General features: G+C 57.8%; 20 protein-coding genes. 7 read left to right on the top strand and 13 right to left on the bottom strand.

Translation table 11 applies throughout. The annotated features are described in order from the left end of the window. Positions 1-138: 138 nt before the first annotated feature. Positions 139-1,242, top strand: a complete 1,104-nt coding sequence (locus ETAA8_RS09185) for a hypothetical protein (RefSeq protein WP_145087691.1) — start codon at positions 139-141, stop codon at positions 1,240-1,242. 19 nt (positions 1,243-1,261) lie between these two features. On the opposite strand, the gene ETAA8_RS09180 is transcribed toward ETAA8_RS09185, so the two are convergent. From ETAA8_RS09180 to ETAA8_RS09155, 6 genes are all read right to left on the bottom strand, one after another. Further along, positions 1,262-2,230 carry an endonuclease/exonuclease/phosphatase family protein gene (locus ETAA8_RS09180; protein ID WP_145087689.1) on the bottom strand — a complete coding sequence of 323 codons (969 nt, stop codon included), beginning with the start codon at positions 2,228-2,230 and terminating at the stop codon, positions 1,262-1,264. 89 nt (positions 2,231-2,319) lie between these two features. Continuing rightward, positions 2,320-3,015, bottom strand: coding sequence for a YiiX/YebB-like N1pC/P60 family cysteine hydrolase (locus ETAA8_RS09175; protein WP_145087687.1), 696 nt, complete (start codon positions 3,013-3,015; stop codon positions 2,320-2,322). A gap of 84 nt (positions 3,016-3,099) precedes the next feature. Continuing rightward, positions 3,100-3,657, bottom strand: coding sequence for a TlpA family protein disulfide reductase (locus tag ETAA8_RS09170; RefSeq protein WP_202921700.1), 558 nt, complete (start codon positions 3,655-3,657; stop codon positions 3,100-3,102). Between the two features lie 136 nt (positions 3,658-3,793). Continuing rightward, a complete protein-coding gene (locus tag ETAA8_RS09165; RefSeq protein WP_145087683.1) occupies positions 3,794-4,378 on the bottom strand; it encodes a thioredoxin family protein in 585 nt (194 codons plus the stop codon). Positions 4,379-4,673: 295 nt separating this feature from the next. Continuing rightward, positions 4,674-5,084: a GNAT family N-acetyltransferase gene (locus tag ETAA8_RS09160; protein WP_145087681.1), complete on the bottom strand. Its 411-nt coding sequence runs from the start codon at positions 5,082-5,084 to the stop codon at positions 4,674-4,676. 184 nt (positions 5,085-5,268) lie between these two features. Further along, positions 5,269-5,949: a cysteine hydrolase family protein gene (locus tag ETAA8_RS09155; RefSeq protein WP_145087679.1), complete on the bottom strand. Its 681-nt coding sequence runs from the start codon at positions 5,947-5,949 to the stop codon at positions 5,269-5,271. A 96-nt stretch (positions 5,950-6,045) separates the two neighbouring features. Here ETAA8_RS09155 and ETAA8_RS09150 point away from each other — a divergent pair, with 96 nt between their 5' ends. Continuing rightward, entirely contained in the window at positions 6,046-7,470 is a 1,425-nt protein-coding gene (locus ETAA8_RS09150; protein ID WP_145087677.1) for a sulfatase, read from the top strand. 187 nt (positions 7,471-7,657) lie between these two features. On the opposite strand, the gene ETAA8_RS09145 is transcribed toward ETAA8_RS09150, so the two are convergent. Together ETAA8_RS09145 and ETAA8_RS09140 are read right to left on the bottom strand one after the other, a co-directional pair. Continuing rightward, positions 7,658-8,053 (bottom strand): hypothetical protein, encoded by a 396-nt coding sequence (locus ETAA8_RS09145; RefSeq protein WP_238397715.1) that lies wholly within the window; start codon positions 8,051-8,053, stop codon positions 7,658-7,660. 65 nt (positions 8,054-8,118) lie between these two features. Next, positions 8,119-8,550: a hypothetical protein gene (locus ETAA8_RS09140; protein WP_145087675.1), complete on the bottom strand. Its 432-nt coding sequence runs from the start codon at positions 8,548-8,550 to the stop codon at positions 8,119-8,121. 492 nt (positions 8,551-9,042) lie between these two features. On the opposite strand from ETAA8_RS09140, the gene ETAA8_RS09135 reads away from it, so the two are divergent. Together ETAA8_RS09135 and ETAA8_RS09130 are read left to right on the top strand one after the other, a co-directional pair. Beyond that, a complete protein-coding gene (locus ETAA8_RS09135) occupies positions 9,043-11,193 on the top strand; it encodes a DNA topoisomerase VI subunit B (protein WP_238397714.1) in 2,151 nt (716 codons plus the stop codon). A gap of 66 nt (positions 11,194-11,259) precedes the next feature. Beyond that, positions 11,260-12,408, top strand: a complete 1,149-nt coding sequence (locus ETAA8_RS09130) for a DNA topoisomerase IV subunit A (protein WP_145087673.1) — start codon at positions 11,260-11,262, stop codon at positions 12,406-12,408. A gap of 93 nt (positions 12,409-12,501) precedes the next feature. On the opposite strand, the gene ETAA8_RS09125 is transcribed toward ETAA8_RS09130, so the two are convergent. The 4 genes from ETAA8_RS09125 to ETAA8_RS09110 all read right to left on the bottom strand — a co-directional run bounded on the left by ETAA8_RS09125 (position 12,502) and on the right by ETAA8_RS09110 (position 15,559). After that, positions 12,502-13,023, bottom strand: coding sequence for a tetratricopeptide repeat protein (locus ETAA8_RS09125; protein WP_145087671.1), 522 nt, complete (start codon positions 13,021-13,023; stop codon positions 12,502-12,504). A 36-nt stretch (positions 13,024-13,059) separates the two neighbouring features. Then, on the bottom strand, positions 13,060-14,187 hold the full coding sequence (locus tag ETAA8_RS09120) for a hypothetical protein (RefSeq protein ID WP_145087669.1): 1,128 nt from the start codon (positions 14,185-14,187) through the stop codon (positions 13,060-13,062). A gap of 108 nt (positions 14,188-14,295) precedes the next feature. Next, positions 14,296-14,832, bottom strand: a complete 537-nt coding sequence (locus ETAA8_RS09115; protein ID WP_145087667.1) for a class I SAM-dependent methyltransferase — start codon at positions 14,830-14,832, stop codon at positions 14,296-14,298. A 64-nt stretch (positions 14,833-14,896) separates the two neighbouring features. Continuing rightward, positions 14,897-15,559: a PIG-L deacetylase family protein gene (locus ETAA8_RS09110; protein ID WP_145087665.1), complete on the bottom strand. Its 663-nt coding sequence runs from the start codon at positions 15,557-15,559 to the stop codon at positions 14,897-14,899. Between the two features lie 536 nt (positions 15,560-16,095). Between ETAA8_RS09110 and ETAA8_RS09105 the strand changes: the two genes are divergently transcribed. Next, positions 16,096-17,580, top strand: a complete 1,485-nt coding sequence (locus ETAA8_RS09105) for a tetratricopeptide repeat-containing glycosyltransferase family 2 protein (protein ID WP_145087663.1) — start codon at positions 16,096-16,098, stop codon at positions 17,578-17,580. Positions 17,581-17,823: 243 nt separating this feature from the next. Beyond that, the gene (locus ETAA8_RS09100; protein WP_145087661.1) at positions 17,824-18,651 is read left to right on the top strand and encodes an FHA domain-containing protein; all 828 of its coding nucleotides are present in this window, start codon (positions 17,824-17,826) and stop codon (positions 18,649-18,651) included. A 15-nt stretch (positions 18,652-18,666) separates the two neighbouring features. On the opposite strand, the gene ETAA8_RS09095 is transcribed toward ETAA8_RS09100, so the two are convergent. Then, on the bottom strand, positions 18,667-19,212 hold the full coding sequence (locus ETAA8_RS09095) for a hypothetical protein (protein ID WP_145087659.1): 546 nt from the start codon (positions 19,210-19,212) through the stop codon (positions 18,667-18,669). A gap of 203 nt (positions 19,213-19,415) precedes the next feature. Between ETAA8_RS09095 and ETAA8_RS09090 the strand changes: the two genes are divergently transcribed. Next, the gene (locus tag ETAA8_RS09090; RefSeq protein ID WP_145087657.1) at positions 19,416-19,994 is read left to right on the top strand and encodes a redoxin domain-containing protein; all 579 of its coding nucleotides are present in this window, start codon (positions 19,416-19,418) and stop codon (positions 19,992-19,994) included.

Genomic DNA, 19,994 nt, shown 5'->3' with positions numbered 1-19,994 from the left:
GTTGCTTCACCTGAAATTTGCAAATCCCGCTTGCCGGAGTGAGCTAAAAACCCACTTTTGGGCTGCAAGAACGGCCCGCCTGCGGTAACATACGTGCGACCTGCCACGCTCTCCGTTTATCATTGCCAGAGGTGATGTATGTCGCTCCCCTTTCGACGACTGTTTTTCGGCCTGACTTTAAGCTGCGGTTTTTGTTGCCTGACGTTGCCAACCGGCCACGCGCAAGAGGCTGCACCTCCGGCTGCCGATAAGCCCGCCGCGGCCACCGATATCGCCGAACTCATCAAGCAGCTTGATGCTGAAGAATTCACAGCCCGGCAAGATGCTTCGCAGCGACTCGCCGCAGCTGGGGAGCAGGCAGTCCCCGCGCTCGAAAAAGCCACCAGCGGCGAAAGTCGCGAAGCTTCGATGCGGGCCTTTGACATTCTCAAAAATCACTTCGAGAAAGGTGCCCCCGCCGCCAAAGACGCCGCCAAGGCAGCCCTCGAACGCCTGGCCAAAGCGGACCTCGGCTCCGCTTCGCGCCGCGCCAGCGAAATTCTCACGCCCCCTCAACAGCCAGCTACGCCGAACGCCAATGTTCGCGGCTTCGCTGGTCCCGTGGGTTTGCGTATTGCCGTCGCCCGAGCAGTGGCCGTGGGTGGTGCCGGTGGCGGAATCACAACGAGCGTGAAAATCGAGAACGGTGTGAAGACGACCGAAGTGAAGGATAAAGATCGTCAGGTGAAAATTGTCGACGATCCGGAGAAGGGTCTGCAGCTGGAAGTGACCGAAACCAAAGACGGCAAGTCAGAGACCAAGAAGTACGAAGCCAAGAACGCGGAAGAGTTGAAGACCAAGCAGCCCGAAGCGCACAAGATCTACGAACAGTACGCGCAGAAAGATGTGGCGATCAAGTTTGGCGCGATCGGCGTCGGCGGCCTTGCCCCGGCAATCGCCCCGCGTCGCATTGTCCCCGCACTTCCTGCCGCTCCCGGTGCTCCGGGAATTCCGATTCCCGTCGGTGGCATTCCCTTCGATCTGGTTCCGGCAGCACCGGTCCCTGTTCCAGCCCCAGTTCCCAATCCCGACAAAGCACAACTGGAGTCGATTGACGCGCTCGACAAGTCGATTCAAGCCGCCGAAGCCAGCTTGAAAGAAGCCTTCAAAGACGCTGCCGATAACGAGCAGCTCAAGCAGGCCCAAGCTCGCCTGGACGAGGCCCGCAAGCAACTCGAAAAGCTGCGGCAAGCGCTAAAGTAGGCCGACCGCCCAGCAGCGATTAGAACTTCGGCGAATTGGGGGCAGTTGCCAGGTGCGCTGGCCGGCCACCTTCATACACGCTAAATTCGGCCCATACGGGCAGGTGATCGGATACTTCCAGTGCCTGCTCGAGCGTTAAGTTGTAGTGGCGCAGAAAATCGAACACGCCCCCTCTGCCGACAAATTCGGTTGTCGCCACGCGACTGAACAGGATGTTATCGTACTGCTTGTCGCCACGAGTGTTCGTTGGCTTGTTGTTGACGACGCAGACTAAGTTAGGCAGCAGTCCGAGCCTTCCCAACTTGGCATTGTGGGCATTGAAATCGCCGAGCATGACAACGTCGTCTTCTTGCCGCTGATCGTCGCGCACCGCAATGAAGGCGTCTGCGAGCGCATCGAGTTCCCGATCCACTTCATCAGGATCGGTGTGGACGTTCACCAATGTAAAGGTGAATGCTTCGCCGGGCTGTGGACCTCGCGCGCGGAACCAACCCACCAGCGGTTCGCGGTGTAGCAGGTCATTCCGATCGTTGACGGTATACAATTGGTTTCGATCGATCTCGATACTGGCCAGATCGTAGATATACGCGTATTGTTCTTTGCTGCTCGATCGCCCCAGGCGCGGACCAACGACGTAGTCGTAGCGAAACTTGCCATCCGCATTCAGCATGGCCACCAACTGCTGGCAAACATCCTGCTGGGCACGAATTTCTTGAATGGCGATCAAATCAAAATTCTTCAGCACATCGACGATGATCGGCATCACCGCCGGGTTGTTGATCTTGGCATCGCCGAACACTTGAATGTTGAACGAAGCGATCCGAATCGACGCGTTGCCGCGTGGCGGCGGCACCTGCGTCGAAGTTTGATAGACGCTCCCATTCCCCTGCGGCAGTTGCTTGACGAACTCGGCCAGCGGCCCGCGAAAAAAGTATCCGCCGCCAAACAGGGCGATCAGAAACAGGAAGAGGGGCGCAGATTTCTTCATGGGTACACACCCGCCAGAGAACGTGGAGCGAAGGGCGGGAGTGTAGGGACATTTGGCAAATGTTTGAAGTTCAAAGTTTGCCTTCTCAGCTAGCGTCCATATCCAAACGCATAGACTCGCTCCAACTGCTCGGCGCGAGCCAGGTCGCGCGGCGTGATGATCTGCCGGTCGAGCGGTGCCGGCCCTTTTTCGATCTGCTCGATCAACTCGATATACGGCTGCCACTTCAGCTTGCCCAGCGTGACGAGTTTGCCCAAGGGCTGGCCCCCGGTAGCTTCGCGATAGGCGAGAAAAATCAATTCGCTGCAGTAAATGGCCTCGGCGTTGTCATCCAGCCGATAGCGCTGGTCGTACAACCGCCCGCGATAGCTGCGCACGGTCGCTAGCATCTTCGGCACGTGCGGCTGGTGGTCCGCTTTCAATCGCTTCACAACGAAGGCATTGTCCCGCCCTCGAAAAATAAACTCCCGCAGGGGAGTCGGCCCAACGGGTGTGAGCGCTTCGTACACCACCCAGCGGCCATCTTCTTTGGCGACGATGCCGCAATGCGAATACGGTGAGTTTGTCGCTCCTTCAATCGCCTTCACCAATTCGGAAAATGGCAGCGATTGAAAAATGACATCACCTTCTTGGGGCTGATAGTGGTGATAAGCCCACAGCGCCGGCAGATAAGTGGCCGCGAGCAATCCCCCCACGACAATCGCCAGCCCGCCGACCGCGATGCTGATGAACGCCAACTCTTTGGTGCGCCGACGTGCGCGCGGTCCTCCCGCGACAGTATTCATGGCATTCCCCTCGCAGAAAAGAACTGCTGCGAGTGGATGAGTCGTTGCCCGCAGCCAACTCAACTTCGAGGCTCGCCAGCGAACTTATTCCGCGAGAAGTACAGTGACCTGTGCGTCGAGGTCTTTGGGCGCTGCGTCCCATTTGTGCCGCAGTTTGCCGGTGCGGTCGTACAGGCGATAGTGAGGCACTTGCTCGATGCCAAATCGTTCGAAGTTCTCAGAGCCTTGCGGCAAGCTGGAAATCAGGTTGTCGAACCGCGCGCGCTGGCCGGCGAGAAACTTGCGGACCTTGGGTTCTTCTTCGGCGTCGTCAAACGAGACGGCGATTGCCGTCAAACCTTGCTTCTCGTATTTTTCAAAGGCATCGACCGTGTGCGGAAAGCCTTCGACGCACGGGTGGCACCAGGTGGCCCAATAGTCGACGAGGATCACCTGACCCTTGTGCTTCTTGATCAGTTCCTCCAGCGCTTTCTCATCGCCGACTTGCACGGAAATCGTCGCCGGATCAATGGCGGCCGATTCGACAACGGGCGTCGTCGTTACTTCAGCAGTCGGCCCCGCTGTGTTACTCGATTCAACGGAGCAGCCCACAACTGCGACCAGCAGCAAGCAACAAGCGCGCGACGAGAGAAACTTCAGCACGGTGGGATCTCCGCAGGCAGATAAAACAGGTGGGCAAGAAACAACGCTGCCGCCCAAGTTGAGCTTGAAGCGGCAGCGCGAATCGGAGCAGCAGAGTCATTCGCTGAGGTTCTCAACGAACGACTCGCAGCAGTATTTACTTCTTGTTCTGGATACCGCAGCCGAAGGCCTTGGTCTGAGCGGTTTCGACGGTCTTGCCGGCGAGAACAGCGTCGACAGCGTCAGCAACGTAGTGCTTGCTCGGGGCCTTTTGATTGTCGTCGAAAGCACCGACGTACTGAATTGCACGCTTGCCATCGAGGACGTACAGGTGAGGCGTTACGCGAGCACCGTACTGAGTGGCGGTGGCACCCGACTTGTCGAAGACGTAGGGGAAGTTGAATCCCTTGTCTTCAGCGCGGGTCTTCATGGCGGCCAGGTCTTCGGTCTTGGTGTTGCAATTGATGGCGATGAACGCCACGCCCTTGTCCTTGTACTTCTTGGTGAACTCGACGAAGCGGTCTTCGTAAGCGACCGAGACGGGGCAGATATTGCAGGTGAAGCAAACGACAACAGCCTTGGCATCCTTCACATCGGCCAAGCTGTATTCCTTGCCATCGACGCCTACCAGACCCTTGTATTCAGGGGCCTTCTCGCCGGGAGCGAGTTCAGCAGCGAAGACAGGGGTGGCACAAAGGGTCAAGGCAGCCAGAGCGAACAGGGAAAACAAACGACGGGTCATGGGCACAGACTCCTGATCGAAAACAACGTCGGTAGCCAGGCACGTTGCCCGAACCACCACGGGACGAAAAACAAGAGGACAACAGCGGTAAGTTGTACGCCCGTCACCACGACATCGTTCGCGGTGAAGGCTGGGAGGGACATTTACAGGCTGGCAAACCGGCGATCCATCAGCGGTCTGGGAAAGGAAGCCAATTGGCCGCATTGTAGGGGTTAAGGGGGCAAAGTCAATCAGCGCGGGCTGATGGATGGGGGCGAAAGTCACCAAGGGAGCAAGGCCCGCGACAATTTGGCGCTTATGTGCCCCTCGACCGCCGTGGAATCAGCCAACACGAATCGTGCGCCTGCAGGCCGATGTGCGGGTAGTAACTGCGGGCGGCAGGAGCAGAAAGCAGGATCAGTGTTGTATTCAGTCCAGCTGCTGCGTGTGTGCGTTGGATTAGTTCCTTACCGATTCCGCGCTTCTGAAATGCTTCGTCCACCGCCAGGTCAGACAAATACGTGCAGTAATGAAAATCGGTAATCGCCCGCGAGACACCGACTAACTGTCCTTCGCACCGCGCCGTGATGAGCACGCCGGCATTTTGCAGCATGCCAGCAATCGTTGGCAGGTCATCGACGGGACGCCGCTCCGCCAGCGTCGAGCGCCGCAGCACGTCGATAAACTCGTCTGGAGTAAGACTCGGTTCGGCTGCGTATTCAATCATGGCGACGAAGCGATCTCTTTCGTGCAGTTGTGATACAGGTGCCGCAAGCCTCAAATGCATTCGTCCCAGCGGGACGCTGTCTGTCGCCACGGGTGGAGCGCAGCGAAACCCGCGGAAGAATGAAATTGAAAACTCGTCCCGGAGAGACGACGGGATTGATCGCTACCACGGGTTGCACCCATGGCTACATGCCGTTGTCCCGTTGGGATAAAAGGCAATTCCCTGCAACCAGTCCAGAACTCCCACGGTGCTGCGCCTTGGTGCCAGTAGCCCCCGGCCTTGGTAATTCTATCTCCGCCGCTGCGCGCGTGTCTGCCTTCAATACAAGTTTCATTTGTTCCAGGGCGGCTTCGTTCTCGGCGCACGTGTTCGAGGCGGTGCAATCAGCGGGAACGAGCAAGTGAAAGTCGCGCTGGTAGGCATCGTTGGCGGTGAAGAGGACGCAGATGTTGCCAGCGATGCCGGTGAGAATCAACGTGCGGGCTTGCAGATAGTCGAGCAGCAGTTCGAGCGAGGTGGAGTATAAGCCCGAGTGCTTCGGCTTGAGCACGAAGTAATCATCTGTGCCCGGTTGCAGCAGTTCGGTCAGTTTTTCACCGCGCACCCCATCGTGCAGGCAATGGTCAACTTGGGCACTGAAATCGGAACGCCAGCGGCCAAAATTGTCGTTCACATAAATGACCGGCACGCCCGCTTCCACGGAGCGTGCCTTGAGCGCCGCAATTCGCTTGGCCACCTTCAAAGCCTGCGGCAAGATCATTTCACCCTCGGGAAACTCGAGGTCATTGATCATATCGATGATCAGCAGGGCTACTTCGCACTTATCAGGGGCACTGCCGTGCAGGTCAGCATTTTTCGCGGGCATGGTGTGTACCTCGGATGCAAGCTGATTACCGGGCGGATAGCATAACGACATCTGCTCGTCAGCTATTGCCAGTCATGGCTCGTTAAGGAGTGTCTCATGCACAAATTTCTCTCCGCTGTCTGCCTGTCGATCGCGACGTTCGTCGCACTTGCTCATCTGCCCTTGACCGCTGCCGAGCCAGCCAAGCAGCCCAACGTCCTGTTCATCGCCATCGACGATCTGCGCGACTGGGTGGGCTATCTCGGGCATCAGCGGGCCAAGACGCCAAACCTCGATCGCCTGGCCAGTCGCGGCGTTTCGTTCACCCGCAGTTATTGTGCCGCGCCGATCTGCAATCCGTCACGCGCGGCACTTGTGACCGGCCGTCGCCCGGGAACCAGCGGCGTCTACGATAACGGGACCGATTGGCGTCCGCTCAATACCGATGTCGTCACGCTGCCCCTGCACTTCAAGCAGAATGGCTATCACGTGATTGGTGCGGGAAAGATCACGCACGACGCTTATCGACGGGAAAACGATTGGAGCGAATTTCATGCGCACGCGCCGGAGCAAGATCAGCCCGCGACGCGGAGGGGCAACGAGAAAGGTCAGGATGGCGGCGTCGGCGGCATTAAGTTCCAGCCCATTCAACTGCGTGACGAAGAGATGGACGACTATGCCACGGCCAGTTTCACCGTGCGTCACTTGCAAGCCAAACACGATCAGCCGCTGTTTCTGGCTTGTGGTTTTCATAAGCCACACATGCCTTGGAACGTACCGCAAAAGTACTTCGATATGTTCCCGCTCGACCAGATTGAACTCCCGCCGACCAAAGCTGGCGATCTGGACGACTTGCCCGCTTACGGCGTGAAAGTAGCCAAGCCCGCTGGCGATCATGCTGCCATGCTGCAGTCGGGACGCTGGAAAGAGGCGATCCAGGCATATCTGGCGACGATCACCTTCATGGACGTGCAAGTGGGCCGAGTGCTCGACGCGCTCGAAGCCTCCGACAAAAAGGACAACACCATTGTCGTCCTTTGGAGCGATCACGGTTGGCACTTGGGCGAGAAAGAACATTGGCGCAAGTTTGCACTCTGGGAAGAAGCGACGCGTTCCCCGCTGATCATCTCGGTCCCGGGTGTCACCAAACCTGGCACCGTTTGCGAGCGGACAGTCGACCTGATGTCCCTCTATCCCACCCTTTGCGCGCTGTGCAATTTGCAGAAGCCTGCGCATGTGGAAGGAGCGAACATCGTCCCCTTGCTGAAAGATCCCAAGGCAGAGTGGTCAACGCCGGCGATTACGACGTACTTTCGCGGCGATCATGCCGTGCGCACGGAAAAATGGAGATACATTCGCTACAACGACGGCAGCGAAGAACTGTACGATCACGACGTTGATCCGCACGAATGGAAGAATCTGGCCAGCGAAGCCCAGCATGCCAGCGTGAAAGCAGAGTTGGCCAAGCTGTTGCCAACTGCGAATAAAGCTGGCCCTGCTGGCGAAGCCAAGCAGGGGAAGAAGAAAAACAAGAACAAGTGATGCACTGGTCCACCGCTCCAACAGCCTCGGCCGGCTTGCGGACCGAGGACGCCTCTGTTGGGTTGACGGACGAGTTCGTCATCGTGCCGGGGTCGGGAGTCTTTCGCGAGTTCTGTTTAGCGAAGTAGCTGAACGAACCTTCGCGAAAGACTCCCGACCCCTAACTCACATCACTGCCGCTGGTTCACTACCAGGGTCCGCGAATCGGATAAACACCGAGTTGATCGGTGTGGCTCGGCCAGAGGGGCGTCGGCAGGATCGGTGATCCGCCGTACGCCGCCCCGGGATTGAAATCGCGATGAAACTGGTGATAGATGGGCGTCATCTCTGACTGTGCCACACCCCAACTCCAACTGTTCTGCATCACCGAAGTCGGTGGGACGACAAGGGCCAACGGTTGACCTGTCCCCGTGTGGGCGTAAGGTCCGTGCCAGGGTCGTTGAGCCGCGTAATAGCGGGCAATCCGATCGGCGCGGGTTCGCGGGCCACCAGCTTCGCACTGGTCCAAGCTGACGGTGAGCGTGGCACCCACGGCCAGCAGCATCAGCCACTGTTGCCATTTGGGCATGGTAAGGGCTTTCACAAAAATCCTCCGGGGGGGACGAAGGTGGTTTGGGGGGAGTTATTGATTTGCAGTCGCTGCGTTGACTACCAGAACCAGTTGGGCTTGATCGAAGTGCCGTACTTCACGTGCGTCCGGGTCAACCCTTGTCCGCTGTTGTAATAGCGGTGATAGGTCCGGTGGTGATGATACAGAAACTCGTGCGGCATCAGCGGCTGATAGGTGATGTATGTGTGGCCGACGTGTGCCGGGACCGGCCGGGGCGACAGATAGAGTTCCGCGCCCATGCCACCGCAGGTTGGTGGTTGATAGTAGTTGTAAAACAGGTCGGGCTGGCCGTACCAACGATATTGGCAGTCGCCATTGCTGGCTGTGCGGCAGCCGCCGGCACCTGCGTAGTCATGGCCGTAGTAGGGGTGGTGGTGACCATCGCCAGCTTGCGCGGCAGACATGGAGCCAGCAAGCCCAGCGAGGACAACAGCCAAGGCCAATCCAGGGCGCACCAATGAGCGCAGCATGAGTCGACTCCTTCCGACGGCGGGGGCATCTGCCAGGCGGCACCAGCGCGACTCATTCGCACCAGGTCGAGGGGGCAGAAGATGGTGGGGGACAATCGTGGTGGGCGAGTTCGAGGGGTGGCGTTCCGTGCCTTCCACGTCGTTCTCGTAGGGATTTTCTCGGCTAGGGCGTGCGGCAACGGTGAGTCATTATGTGCCATGCGGAGCAACTGCGACCGGCCGCGCAGGCAGGGGCGGAAGAAGCGTTACATCCCGACTTTGAGCCGCGCGGTAAAGTCGATATACTCGACGCAGCTTGACTCGCTTGCCTCTCCCATGGGCGGCGGATGTCAGAGTCGGATCGTCTGCAGTAGCGGCGGTCCGCCGAAGGAAATGGAACTCGTCGACCGATGATTGTCCAGTTACTGTCCGGCTCATTCGAGCGACGGTGAACCTGGTAGCTCGGTTTCGAGCGAGGTGTTCATCTGACTCATCGCGGTAAAGGAGTACGAATTGGCCAAGGCCTCTGCGACTGCGCAAAAGTCCCTCGATTTCGAAGCCTCTGAGTCCGGCGACTTCGTCAACAAGCGTGCCGGCAAGAATGGTGAAGCGGCCGCTAATGGCTCCGCTGAGAATGGTGCTGCCCACGACGAGCATCCCACGGAAAGTCCGTCGAAGCGTCGCAGCAACGCCGAAACGATGGCGACCAAGCAGAAGGAAATCTCGGTCAGCGAGTTCTTTGCCAAGAACCGCCACCTGCTCGGTTTCGACAATCCCCGCAAAGCGCTACTCACCACCGTGAAGGAAGCGGTCGACAACTCGCTCGACGCCTGCGAAGAAGCTGGCATCGTCCCCGAGATTTGGGTCATCATCGAGCCGACGACGAACAGTCGGTACAAAGTCAGCATCCAGGACAACGGGCCGGGCATCGTCAAAAAACAGATCCCGCTGATCTTCGGCAAGCTGTTGTACGGCAGTAAGTTCCATCGCCTGCGCATGAGCCGCGGCCAGCAAGGGATCGGCATTAGCGCGGCCGGCATGTATGGCGTGCTCACGACCGGCAAGCCGGTGAAGATCATCTCCAAGACCGGGCCCAAGCAAAAAGCCCACTACTTCGAACTGCAGATCGATACCAAGCGCAATCACCCCGAGATCATCAATGGCAAGGGTGAAGGCGTTGATATCGCGCATGGTGAAGAAGGCCATGAACAACTCGTAAAACAGGGGATCGATTGGGAAGCCTACTACCTGGCCGAGGAAGGTCCCGATGGACAAAAGAAGCCGCAGCAGGAAGTGAAGAGCGGCACCCGCGTGACCATCGAGCTTGAAGCCAAGTACGTGCGCGGCCGCGGCAGCGTGGATGAATACCTCGAACAGACGGCGATCGCCAATCCGCACGTCACCATTCATTACAAAGATGCAGAGGGTCAAGAGACGCACTACAAGCGCTCGACAACCGACCTGCCAGCCGAACCGAAGGAAATCAAGCCGCATCCGTATGGCGTAGAACTCGGCCGCTTGATGACGATGCTGCAGGACAACAGCTTCAGCACCATCACGCAGTTTTTGACCGAGTCGTTTTCCCGCGTCAGCAATGCGGTAGCCAGCAACATTTGCGAAACGGCGAAGATCAGTTCGCGCGCTCATCCCAAGCGAATTGGCCGACAAGAGGCCGATGCACTGTTCCAGGCGATTCAAAACACCAAGATCAGTGCTCCCGCGACCGATTGCTTGTGCCCCATCGGTGAGCCCTTGATTCTCAAGGGGCTGCATCATGTGGTGCCCGGCGAGTTTTATTGCGCCGATACGCGGCCGCCTGCCGTCTATCGCGGCAACCCGTTTCAAATTGAAGTGGGGCTGGCCTACGGTGGCGTGTCGAGTGCGCAAAAGGTCTCGCTCGATGCGCTGCAGACATTTCTGGCCGAAAGCGATGCCCGCACCATTCGCCAGTTCTTGATGAACACCTTCGATGGCGTGGGTGGGGACGGAGCCGACAAGATCATCGCCGAAGCTGGTGTGGGCACCCGTCAAAGCCCCGGCAAGCTCGACAAAAAAGAGATCGCCAAGCTGCACGCGGCCATGCGGAACGTCAACCTCAGCGAAGGACAGACGATGCAAGTCATGCGGTACGCCAACCGCGTGCCGCTGCAGTTTTCGATGAGCGCCTGTGCCATCACCCAAGCCGTAATGGGGACCAACTGGCGAGCCTACGGATTGACGCAAAGTCGCGGCGGATTGCCGACCGGCCCCGTCAGTGTGATGGTTCACATGGCCAGCGTCTGGGTGCCGTTCACCAGCGAATCGAAAGAAGCCATCGCCGGCTATCCCGAGATTCAAAAGGAACTGCGTCTCGGGCTGCAAGCTGTCGGCCGACGTTTGCAGATGTACCTCAACGCCCGCAACAAGGTGAAGCAAGAAGGCGAGCGCCGCAGCGTCTTCCTGCGTTACTTGAAAGAAGTTGCAGGCGCCGTGAGCGAGATCCAAGATCTCAACGAAAAGAAGCAAACTGAACTCTACGACCGCCTGCTGAACGTCGCCAAGAAGAAGACCGCCGAAGCGGACATGAAACTCGATAGCCGCGGCAAGAAGATTGTCGCTGAGGAAGCTGAAGCTTTCGACGATGACAAAGTGCTGATCGTGCCGCAGGACGGGACTTCCGCGTGACGGATCGCGAGGAGTTCTTTGTAGAGTGATACTACGAACCAGTTAAGAGTGAATTAGACGATAATCATGGCCAAAAAATCTGCTCGACCTGCTGCGACTCCTGCCGCCCCGGTGGTGCTCACTGCCAAAGATAAGAAGACACTGACTTCGCTGCGTGAGCTGGCGACGAAAGTCGAAACTTTCGCTGAAAAGGCGAAGCCGCCGGTGCTCGATATCCGCTCGCGGTCATTGTCAAACATCTCGTTCAACAAGAGTCGCAAGATTCTCGAACTGGGGAAGGGAAGTACTCAGCGCGAGCTGTTTAACCTGTCGCAGGCCAAGGCCTACATGCAAACGCTGCTCGTCGGCAGTGGGTGCAAACGACTGCTGGAGCAAGGGAAGACGACGAGCCTCCGCGGTCTGTACTACATGCTCAAGCACACGATCGCGGGAACGAAGGAAGAGACCTTCGACGATCAGAGCGAATCGGACTCGATGATCGAAGACGTCGAAGTGATCCTGACCGCGATGCGGGAAGAGTTGCACCTGTATGCGAAGAACGCGGGTGCGATGGTCGGGAACATTACGGTGATCGATAGCGGCGACGAAATCGATTGCACGCGGATGGGTTCCGGTGGCTACTCGATTCCCTCGATCGTCGAACCGGAGATTGTGCAGTTCAAAAAGTGCAAAGCTGAGTTCATCCTGCATGTCGAAAAGGACACGGTCTGGCGGCGGTTCAACGAAGACAAGTTCTGGCAGAAATATAACTGCATTCTGACGCACGGCGGCGGACAGCCTCCGCGCGGTGTGCGGCGCATGTTGCATCGGCTGCATAACGAACTCGAACTGCCCGTCTATTGCGTGCTCGATAACGATCCTTGGGGCTATTACATCTACAGCGTGATCAAGCAGGGCTCGATCAACCTGGCCCACGAGTCGGCCCGCATGGCGATTCCCGATTGCCGCTACCTGGGCCTGCGCAGCCGCGACTACGACCGCTGCGAACTTTCGGCCAGCGTGCAGATTCGCTTGAATGAACAGGACGTGAAACGGGCAAAGCAGATCGCCGAGTATCCCTGGTTCAAGAACAAGCCCGCCTGGCAGAAGGAAATCGATCAGATGCTGAAGAACGGCTTCAAGCTCGAAGTCGAATCCCTCATCAGCAAAGACATCAGCTACGTCACGGAAGAGTACGTCCCCTCGCGTTTGGAAGAAGACGACTTCCTGGATTAGGAAGCTCGATTGGTTCGGGGTCGGGAGTCATTGGCGAAAAACGTCGTTCGATAATCATTGGCTGTTGCTCGCCAATGATTCCCGACCGCTGACTCATTTTCGTTTAACTTGCGTTTCTGCTGCCTGAATGGATTCCGCGGCGTTCCTCGGCAGGCCTTTGCCGTCCAGCATGACTTCCAGGTCTTTGACGTCGTTTGGAAATTCCTTTTTGAACTCGTCCGCAAGCTGCGTTGCCTTATCTTTGTTCTTGAGTACGACGTGGCAATTGACCATGTAAAGCAGCACTTGCCGACGCTGGTCCATGTTGGCGGCCTTCGACTTTTCGCGGCTCAGTTCGCCGGCCGTAAGGTGCTCGAACTGCTTGAGCGCTTCAGCGTGCTGCTTGGTTTGCATATGGCAAGTGCCCAAGTAAATCCTGGCCTTGCGAACCAACTCGGGATCCTTGCAGAGCTTGATCGCTCGTTTCCATTCGCCGATCGCAATGTCGAACAAGCCGTTGTTCTGAAAACTGGCGGCGTCCTGAAAGGCGGTCAGCCCTTCATCGGTCTGTGTCGGATTTGCGCCAAGCGCGACAACCAAACCGATAACCACCAGGATTGCAGAAACGCGAATCATGATTGCGGCCCTTATGGCGCCCAGGTTTCGTGATGCCTACTTCGTCGTCAGCAGTGTTGTGGTCTGCCCATCCACCTCTTGAAAGACTTTCAGCTGAATGCCGCCGAGCTTGATTTCCTTGACGAACTCTTGCAGCGAGGCGAGATCGTCGCCCGCTTTGCGAACGGCGGCCAGTTCCTTCGTAATCGCGTCGTATTGGGCTTTGGAGGCGTCGTTGGCTGACTTTCCCTTGGGCAAACTGCTGCGGGCCAGATTGAGCTTGGCTTCGTAAGCGTTAAGCTGCGTGATCGCGGTGGTCAGTCCCTTCGCCGTCAGACGCTGGGGCTTCTCGCGGTCGGCAATCCAGAACATGGGTGTCGCCGTGACCTTCAGCGATTTGCTGAATGAGCTATCGATTTTCACGAGCAGGTGCGGTGGCCGAATGGCTTCGGCCCAGGCTACTCCACCCGAGGCTTTCAAGGCCGGGCCGTCGAGTAGCAGCCGCCAGCTGACATTTCGACTCTTGAACTCTGCCCGCGGCATATCGATCTCGATGCGCAGGCTATCCAGCCGTGGCGGATCAGCAATTTCGTAGTACTCGGTCGTCGGTTCGTCCCACGAGAGGGCCAGCGGTTTCCCTCTCATCGTTTTGCGCAGTCCGACCACTTTTTTACTAGCGGCCACCGCGATTTCGAACGATGCGTTTTTCAGGCTACCGGCATTTGACACCTGTTCGGCACCGGCGCTCCACGCAAATTGCAGCGCCCCTTGGTCCAGGCGAAAAACCGCAATCTCCACGGGCTCGGCTCCTTCTCGCTCCGTTGCCAGGCATTGCCAGGAACGACCATCGTCGCGTTCTTTCAGTTCCACCTTCTTGCCCGGACCCAAGCAGCGATCGCCGTAGCGCAAGCTCATCACCACAATCAGCTTTTCGGAGACCGTTACCTTTCCCAGCGTCGCCCATTTGCCCACCGGCGCGATTGCAGGCAAATCGACCGCTACTCCCAGCCCCTTCAGCGGATCGCTGTCGTCGACCTTGGCAGGAACTTTTGTGGGTGGTGTTTTTGCTGCGGGCGCTTTCGCGGCCGGCTTTGCTTTGGGATCGGCCTTTTTCTTCTCGTCTGCGGCAGTTGCCAAGCTGACGGCAAGCAAACAGCCTACGAGTGTCCAACGGAAAACGAGCATCGCGAATGAACCTCGCGGAGAAGTGACATAAAGTACCAACGAGCCTGCATGGTACTTTGCCCGGATCGGGGCAAGCAACCAAGAACTCTGCCATCCATCGCGCGCAATCTACTTGCGTGCTTCGATAAACAGGCTTTCCAGGGGACGATTATCGAGCTCGGTAATTCCGTCGAGCCCGCTCGATGTTTTCAAGTGTGCATCGCGCGTAATGTCTCGATAACCAGTACGTTCGAGCAGCTCCTTCGTGAACTCCCAGGTGAACATGCTCCGCGAGCGGCCGTACCAGAGCAGCTGCACGATCAGCTTGCCGGCCAGGCTTTGAACCTCTTCATCGCCGATTAAGAAATAGTCGACGTCTTTGCTGCGATAAGCATTGATGGCCAAATCGAGATCGGGGAGCGAAAGCCGCAGCACACCGTTCGGCTTCAGGACTCGTCGCAGTTCGACGAGCGCTGGGTCGAGTTCCCGATAGGCCAGTTCGGGGAGCACGTGGATGCTCACGATGTAGTCGAAGTGGTTATCGGGAAAGGGGAGTCCTTGCCGAATGTCGGCAGCGACATCGACCCCCGGTCCCGCTTCGATATCGGAATTCACCCAACCATAAGGAGAGTGCGGGCCGCAGCCCCAGTTCAAGCGTTGCAACATGGCAGGCACAGCAGGGAGAGGAAGTTAGCAGGAAAATGCGCAGGAGACTTGGCGTTACAGCACGTTATTTCATCGCCAGAAAGGTCTGGGTGTCAACCGTCAGAAAGGCTTCAGCATAGTGCGACGGAGGGCAACTCAGCGCGCGATAAGCAGCGAGTCCCACAAAAGCGCCCAGATAGTCAAGGACCGCCAACTGGCTGACATGCTTCGTAATGGCCTCGCGTTTGGCGGCCATGGTGGGATCAATCGGCACCAGGTCAGTGGGCAGCAAGGGAGTCCAAACTTCGTAGAGCCAGATCGAGGGTGACAAACCCGTATCAGCCAAGGCCCGTTGCAACAGGCGAAACGTGGCAGCGTGATCGGGATGGGCCTCACCAAGCCAAGGTGCGAATACACGGTGATAGTTGCCAGCATTCAGTACAAAGGCAATCGACTGCGCCAGGTGAGGCTGATTCTGCAGGCCTCCGTCGACTCCTTTCAAGAATTCAACTTCCTGCACGCCCAGCACTGCACAAGCGGCCCGCGCTTCGGCCTCGCGGGTGGAAGCCAGCTCCGCGCGAGCCTGTTCATGCTGTTGATAAGGAGCATCGAAACCATTTTCGCCGCGGGTCATGAAGATGACATCGACCCGCTTGCCAGCCTGCGTCAACATTTTGATGGTGCCACCGCAGCCCAGACTTTCGTCGTCTGGATGGGGTGCCAGAACAAGAATATTCTTGGTGTTCATGCCGATGTGTGCCTGGGTGCGAAAACTCAATTTCTCTGGCAAATGACGTTCCGCTCCGAACTAACTCCTCGTCTGCTGGGCAGGCAACGAACCTGTTTTCGGCAGTTAAATACGATTTTGCACCCTCTAGATGAACACCACTGGCACCTTCTGTCGAAATGCCAGGTGCGACAACCTGTCGCTGTCCTTCGGCCAAATCCGGACAATTCGTCGCTCTTCTTGGGGGATGGCTTGAGGTCGAGTTTTGCAACGATGTACGTGGAATCGCAGCAGCCTAAAACAGCCATATCGAACATAAGCTGTTGTCAGATTTTGACTTATGGACCGATTGGCAGGGTGCCAGCCGCCGTCGCATTGGTCTCCGAAAGTACCACTTCAGGAGTCGCAGAACCGAATTGCGGCTGCGGTACGGCAAATGCCTAACTAGATGCTCGATTCAGCCCCGTAATCACGGGGCGAAGCCTCGCCCGCGCGGGGCCACGAGTCATGTCCGACCTCATCTGGCATCTGTTTATTCTGCTGCGAAGGAACTCGCTGTGAACCTGCGCCCCCGCGTCTCGCTTTGCATGATTGTCCGCAACGAAGAGGCCAATCTGCGTTCTTGCCTGCAACCGGTCCAGCACCTGTTCGACGAAGTCATCGTTGTTGATACCGGCTCGGCGGATGGCACCCGCGAGATAGCCGAAACGTTGGGCGCGAAGGTCTTCGACTACGAATGGTCCGATGATTTTTCCAGTGCCCGCAATTTTGCTGCCGATCAGGCCACCGGCGACTGGATTTTCTGGCTTGATGCCGACGATCGGATCGACGAACAGAATCGTGTTCAGTTGGCCGAGTTGATGGACAAACTAGCAACACAACCCACCAACGCGCCGCGCCGCTTTTATGTGATGACGACCGTTTCGAGCAGCCGGCACAGCACCGAGCCGACTACCCTCATCTCACACACTCGGTTGTTTCGCAATCACCCGCAAGCGCGTTGGACTGGCCGCGTGCACGAGCAGATCACGCCACAGCTTGAAACGTTGGGGGATGAACTGGTGCATACCGACCTGCGGGTCGAGCACCTGGGCTATGTCGACCCGGCATTGTGCCAGCGCAAGGCGAACCGCGATCTGCGTTTGCTGCGCATGGACTATGCCACGGATCCTGAGAATCCGGTTACTTCGTTTCTGCTAGGCACTACCTATTTGCGTACCGGGCAAGCCAACCAGGCACTGGCGCACCTGCTCAAGAGTCTGCAACTGGTAAAATCTCGAGGCGACTGGGTTCGTCGCTTGTACGCGCTGATTGTCGAAACCCTCGTCCGCCTTGGTCGGCGCGAAGAGGCGTTTGGATTTACGACCGAAGCCCTGCAGTCGTTTCCGCACGATGTCGAACTTGTGACCCGCCGGGCTGAGTTGCTATGCGACTTCAATGACCTGGGAGGTGCCGAGCAGTGCCTGCGGGATCTTTTCAATTCGCCACGCTCCAAACATCTGCTGCACGGAGCAAGCACCTACCACGATGGTCGGGAGGGGCGGATTCTGCTGGGGCGCATCTATCGCGAGACACAACGGTTTGATGCCGCCGAACAGGTCTTTCAAGAACTGCTGGCCGAAAACCCGGCCTGGATTCCGGCCTGGGTGAACCTGGGTTACGCCTATCTAATGCAGCATCGCTGGGGCGATATCGAGTATGTCGCCCGGCAATTAGAAAAGTGCGAAATGGGCGACCCCTACGCTCAGGTGCTACGAGCTGAGGCCAAAGTCGCTCGGGGCGACTTGAAAGAAGCCCGGCAACTGGTCGAAAAGGCGATCTCACGCGCCCCGCAGCTGGCTTGGGCACGCATCGTCCTTAGCGATATTCTGCTGCGTGATGGGACTGATCGCGAAGCCTGCATTGCCGTCCAAAGGGACATTTTGCGACTGAATCCCGGCAATCCCCAAGCCTTGCGTAATCTGGAAGTCCTCACCCAACCTCCGGCAGCTCAACCCGCGCCCACGTGGCCCTTGGGCTGGTCGATTACCGTCAATCCTTAGACGTAACCGCCAGTACTAGCCAACGATTTGCCAGACTTCGCCCGATCTGGCCCGCACCAACAGAGGTCTTCACAGGCAGATAGTTGTTCTGGGCGGGCCCGCTAGTTAGACTTGAATTCAGGGTTTCCCTGCCTGCCCATAAGGAGCAATGATGGCTGGGGACCCTCCTTTTTGTGAAGGCTGGTCGCCGCATTTTTTTCTGGAAGTTGCGGAGGTCAGTCGCGTGCGCTTGCGGAGCTGTCGATGTCGTTGAATGTGACGCTGGTGGTGGTCGGCGGGGATGTCAAAACCCCAGAGGTCAAACTGCGCCTACCCTCTACAGTAGGTCGCGGTCGCGACTGCTCCATCATGCTGCGCCATCCACTCGTCAGTCGCCAGCACTGCGAAATTTTTGAAGCAAGCGGTGCCCTGATGGTGCGCGATCTGGGCTCGCTCAATGGCACGTTCGTCAACAATCAGCGAATCGAAGGTGATGCTCCCTTACACTCGGGGCAACTGCTGACGATTGGCACCGTAACGTTCCGCGCGATGTACGAAGATGCTGCCGCCGGTGGTCAGCCGCCTGCTGGCCCTGGTCCGCAAATGAAGACTGTCAAGCCTTCGAGCGAAACAGATGGCGAAGGGACCGTTGCCTCACGTCCTGCGACTCGCAAGCCAACCGCCGATTCCACCGTGCGCAAACCGGCCGCTGGTGAAACGATTCCCCAAGAGCCCGTCGATGTCGAAATGGATTTTGACCTGGACGACGCCCAGCCCCTCTTCTCGGAAATTGCTTCCGATAAGACCAAGGAGTTGCCCGGCAAGAATGGATCGGCAGAAACTATCGCCGCTCCCAATAAGGCCAAACCTGGTGCCGTGACGATTCCGGTCGCGGCCAAGTCGCCCGTTGAGGCCAAAGCAGCTGAAACCAAACCGACGCCGCCAGCCAAGCCGGCCGATAAAGCTCCAGCGGCACCCGCGGCGAAGCCAGTAGATAAGGCCCCCGACTTCGGTTTCTTTGCCGACGATGAGCAGACGGATAAAGCGGCCGACGATGATGACCTGAACGACTTCTTGAAGAACCTGAAATAGTCGGACAGAAGTCCGCTATTCTAATACGCCCAGGTCCGTCGCCAGTGACAGCAGTGTTTCTACTTCGGCGGGATCGACTGTTTCGGCCCGTTCGAAACCTTCGCGCGTCAGAGAGAACTCGTGATAGATGTGATGCATCACGAGCCCTGCCTGGCACAATTCGCGAAAGCCGGCGAGAAACCGAATGGTGAACGCCGGGTTCTCGCGACTCCGAAAAATCAAAGTGCGGTCGACAGCTGCTTCGACATAGACGGCTAACATCCGGCCGGGTGCATCGAAGGCCCGGTTCGAGCCTTTGATCTCCAGCGTCCCTCGATTCTTAGCAGCGATTAACAGCGCCTTCGCTTCCAGCGAGAGTGGCAAATCGGGCGCGCCGCCGGTCGCTAGCGCCGTCGAACAGATGCGCGCGAGCCCCGCCAGCGTCGGCGCGCCCTGCCCCAACTCCGTCCAGGTTTCGGCCCAGCGCGGATCGGCCGCAGCGGTCGTTAGCGCTTCGGTTCGCTTTTGATAGCTCCGGTCATAAAGCGACTGGCCTTTCAGGTGGTCGGGCAGAATTTCCATGATTAACGATCCAGTCGTTTGGCCTTCAGGCCACGTTTCGCAGCAGGGCATTCGTGGGCTGAGGCCCACGCGACAAAAACATACTTCGCTGCTTCCAGCATACTCTGCAGTCAATCGCGCGTAACCAAGTGGCGGCTGCAGCATCGAAAGGGAGTGCGTGCCAATCGAGTCGCAGTTTCATTTCCCAGATCAGGAAACACTTCATGTCCATTTTCTCGCGTCGAACATTCAGTACGCTGGCATTCGCGTCGATTTCAGCAGTGGCCCTCTGCACCAGCGCGGCATGTGCGAAGGACAAGGCGCCTGCGGTCGGTGACAAAGCTCCGGATTTCAAACTGAGCACGGCCGATGGCGAAGAAGTGTCGCTAGCAAAGTTAGTGAAGCAAGGTCCGGTCGTCTTGATCGTGCTGCGGGGTTATCCGGGTTATCAATGCCCGGCCTGCAATCAGCAGACGGGGCAGTTTCTTGGCGCTGCCAAAAAGTTCGCCGCTGCCAAGGCGAACATCGTGCTCGTTTATCCCGGGGCAGCTGATGGGCTCAAGCAACATGCCGACGACTTTACTCGCGGAAAGACATTTCCCGATAACTGCTATCTCGCCCTCGATCCCGACTATACGTTTACGAATGCTTATCGCCTGCGCTGGGACGCGCCGAAAGAAACTGCTTATCCAGCTACCTTCGTCATCGACCAGAACCAGCAAGTCGTTTACGCCAAAATCAGCAGCACGCATGGCGGCCGCACCTCTGCCGACGAAGTGCTGAAAGCAGTCCCCACGAAGTAA

This window comes from Anatilimnocola aggregata, from assembly GCF_007747655.1.
GTDB lineage: Bacteria > Planctomycetota > Planctomycetia > Pirellulales > Pirellulaceae > Anatilimnocola > Anatilimnocola aggregata.
This window is presented reverse-complemented; position numbering and strand designations above follow the sequence as displayed.

Coding starts and splice junctions, on each gene's coding strand:
- ETAA8_RS09095 (WP_145087659.1), bottom strand. CDS start 19,212: ATGGAAATTCTGCCCGACCACCTGAAAGGCCAGTCGCTTTATGACCGG.
- ETAA8_RS09185 (WP_145087691.1), top strand. CDS start 139: ATGTCGCTCCCCTTTCGACGACTGTTTTTCGGCCTGACTTTAAGCTGC.
- ETAA8_RS09180 (WP_145087689.1), bottom strand. CDS start 2,230: ATGAAGAAATCTGCGCCCCTCTTCCTGTTTCTGATCGCCCTGTTTGGC.
- ETAA8_RS09110 (WP_145087665.1), bottom strand. CDS start 15,559: ATGAACACCAAGAATATTCTTGTTCTGGCACCCCATCCAGACGACGAA.
- ETAA8_RS09175 (WP_145087687.1), bottom strand. CDS start 3,015: ATGAATACTGTCGCGGGAGGACCGCGCGCACGTCGGCGCACCAAAGAG.
- ETAA8_RS09090 (WP_145087657.1), top strand. CDS start 19,416: ATGTCCATTTTCTCGCGTCGAACATTCAGTACGCTGGCATTCGCGTCG.
- ETAA8_RS09155 (WP_145087679.1), bottom strand. CDS start 5,949: ATGCCCGCGAAAAATGCTGACCTGCACGGCAGTGCCCCTGATAAGTGC.
- ETAA8_RS09160 (WP_145087681.1), bottom strand. CDS start 5,084: ATGATTGAATACGCAGCCGAACCGAGTCTTACTCCAGACGAGTTTATC.
- ETAA8_RS09125 (WP_145087671.1), bottom strand. CDS start 13,023: ATGATTCGCGTTTCTGCAATCCTGGTGGTTATCGGTTTGGTTGTCGCG.
- ETAA8_RS09150 (WP_145087677.1), top strand. CDS start 6,046: ATGCACAAATTTCTCTCCGCTGTCTGCCTGTCGATCGCGACGTTCGTC.
- ETAA8_RS09165 (WP_145087683.1), bottom strand. CDS start 4,378: ATGACCCGTCGTTTGTTTTCCCTGTTCGCTCTGGCTGCCTTGACCCTT.
- ETAA8_RS09120 (WP_145087669.1), bottom strand. CDS start 14,187: ATGCTCGTTTTCCGTTGGACACTCGTAGGCTGTTTGCTTGCCGTCAGC.
- ETAA8_RS09140 (WP_145087675.1), bottom strand. CDS start 8,550: ATGCTGCGCTCATTGGTGCGCCCTGGATTGGCCTTGGCTGTTGTCCTC.
- ETAA8_RS09115 (WP_145087667.1), bottom strand. CDS start 14,832: ATGTTGCAACGCTTGAACTGGGGCTGCGGCCCGCACTCTCCTTATGGT.
- ETAA8_RS09100 (WP_145087661.1), top strand. CDS start 17,824: ATGTCGTTGAATGTGACGCTGGTGGTGGTCGGCGGGGATGTCAAAACC.
- ETAA8_RS09130 (WP_145087673.1), top strand. CDS start 11,260: ATGGCCAAAAAATCTGCTCGACCTGCTGCGACTCCTGCCGCCCCGGTG.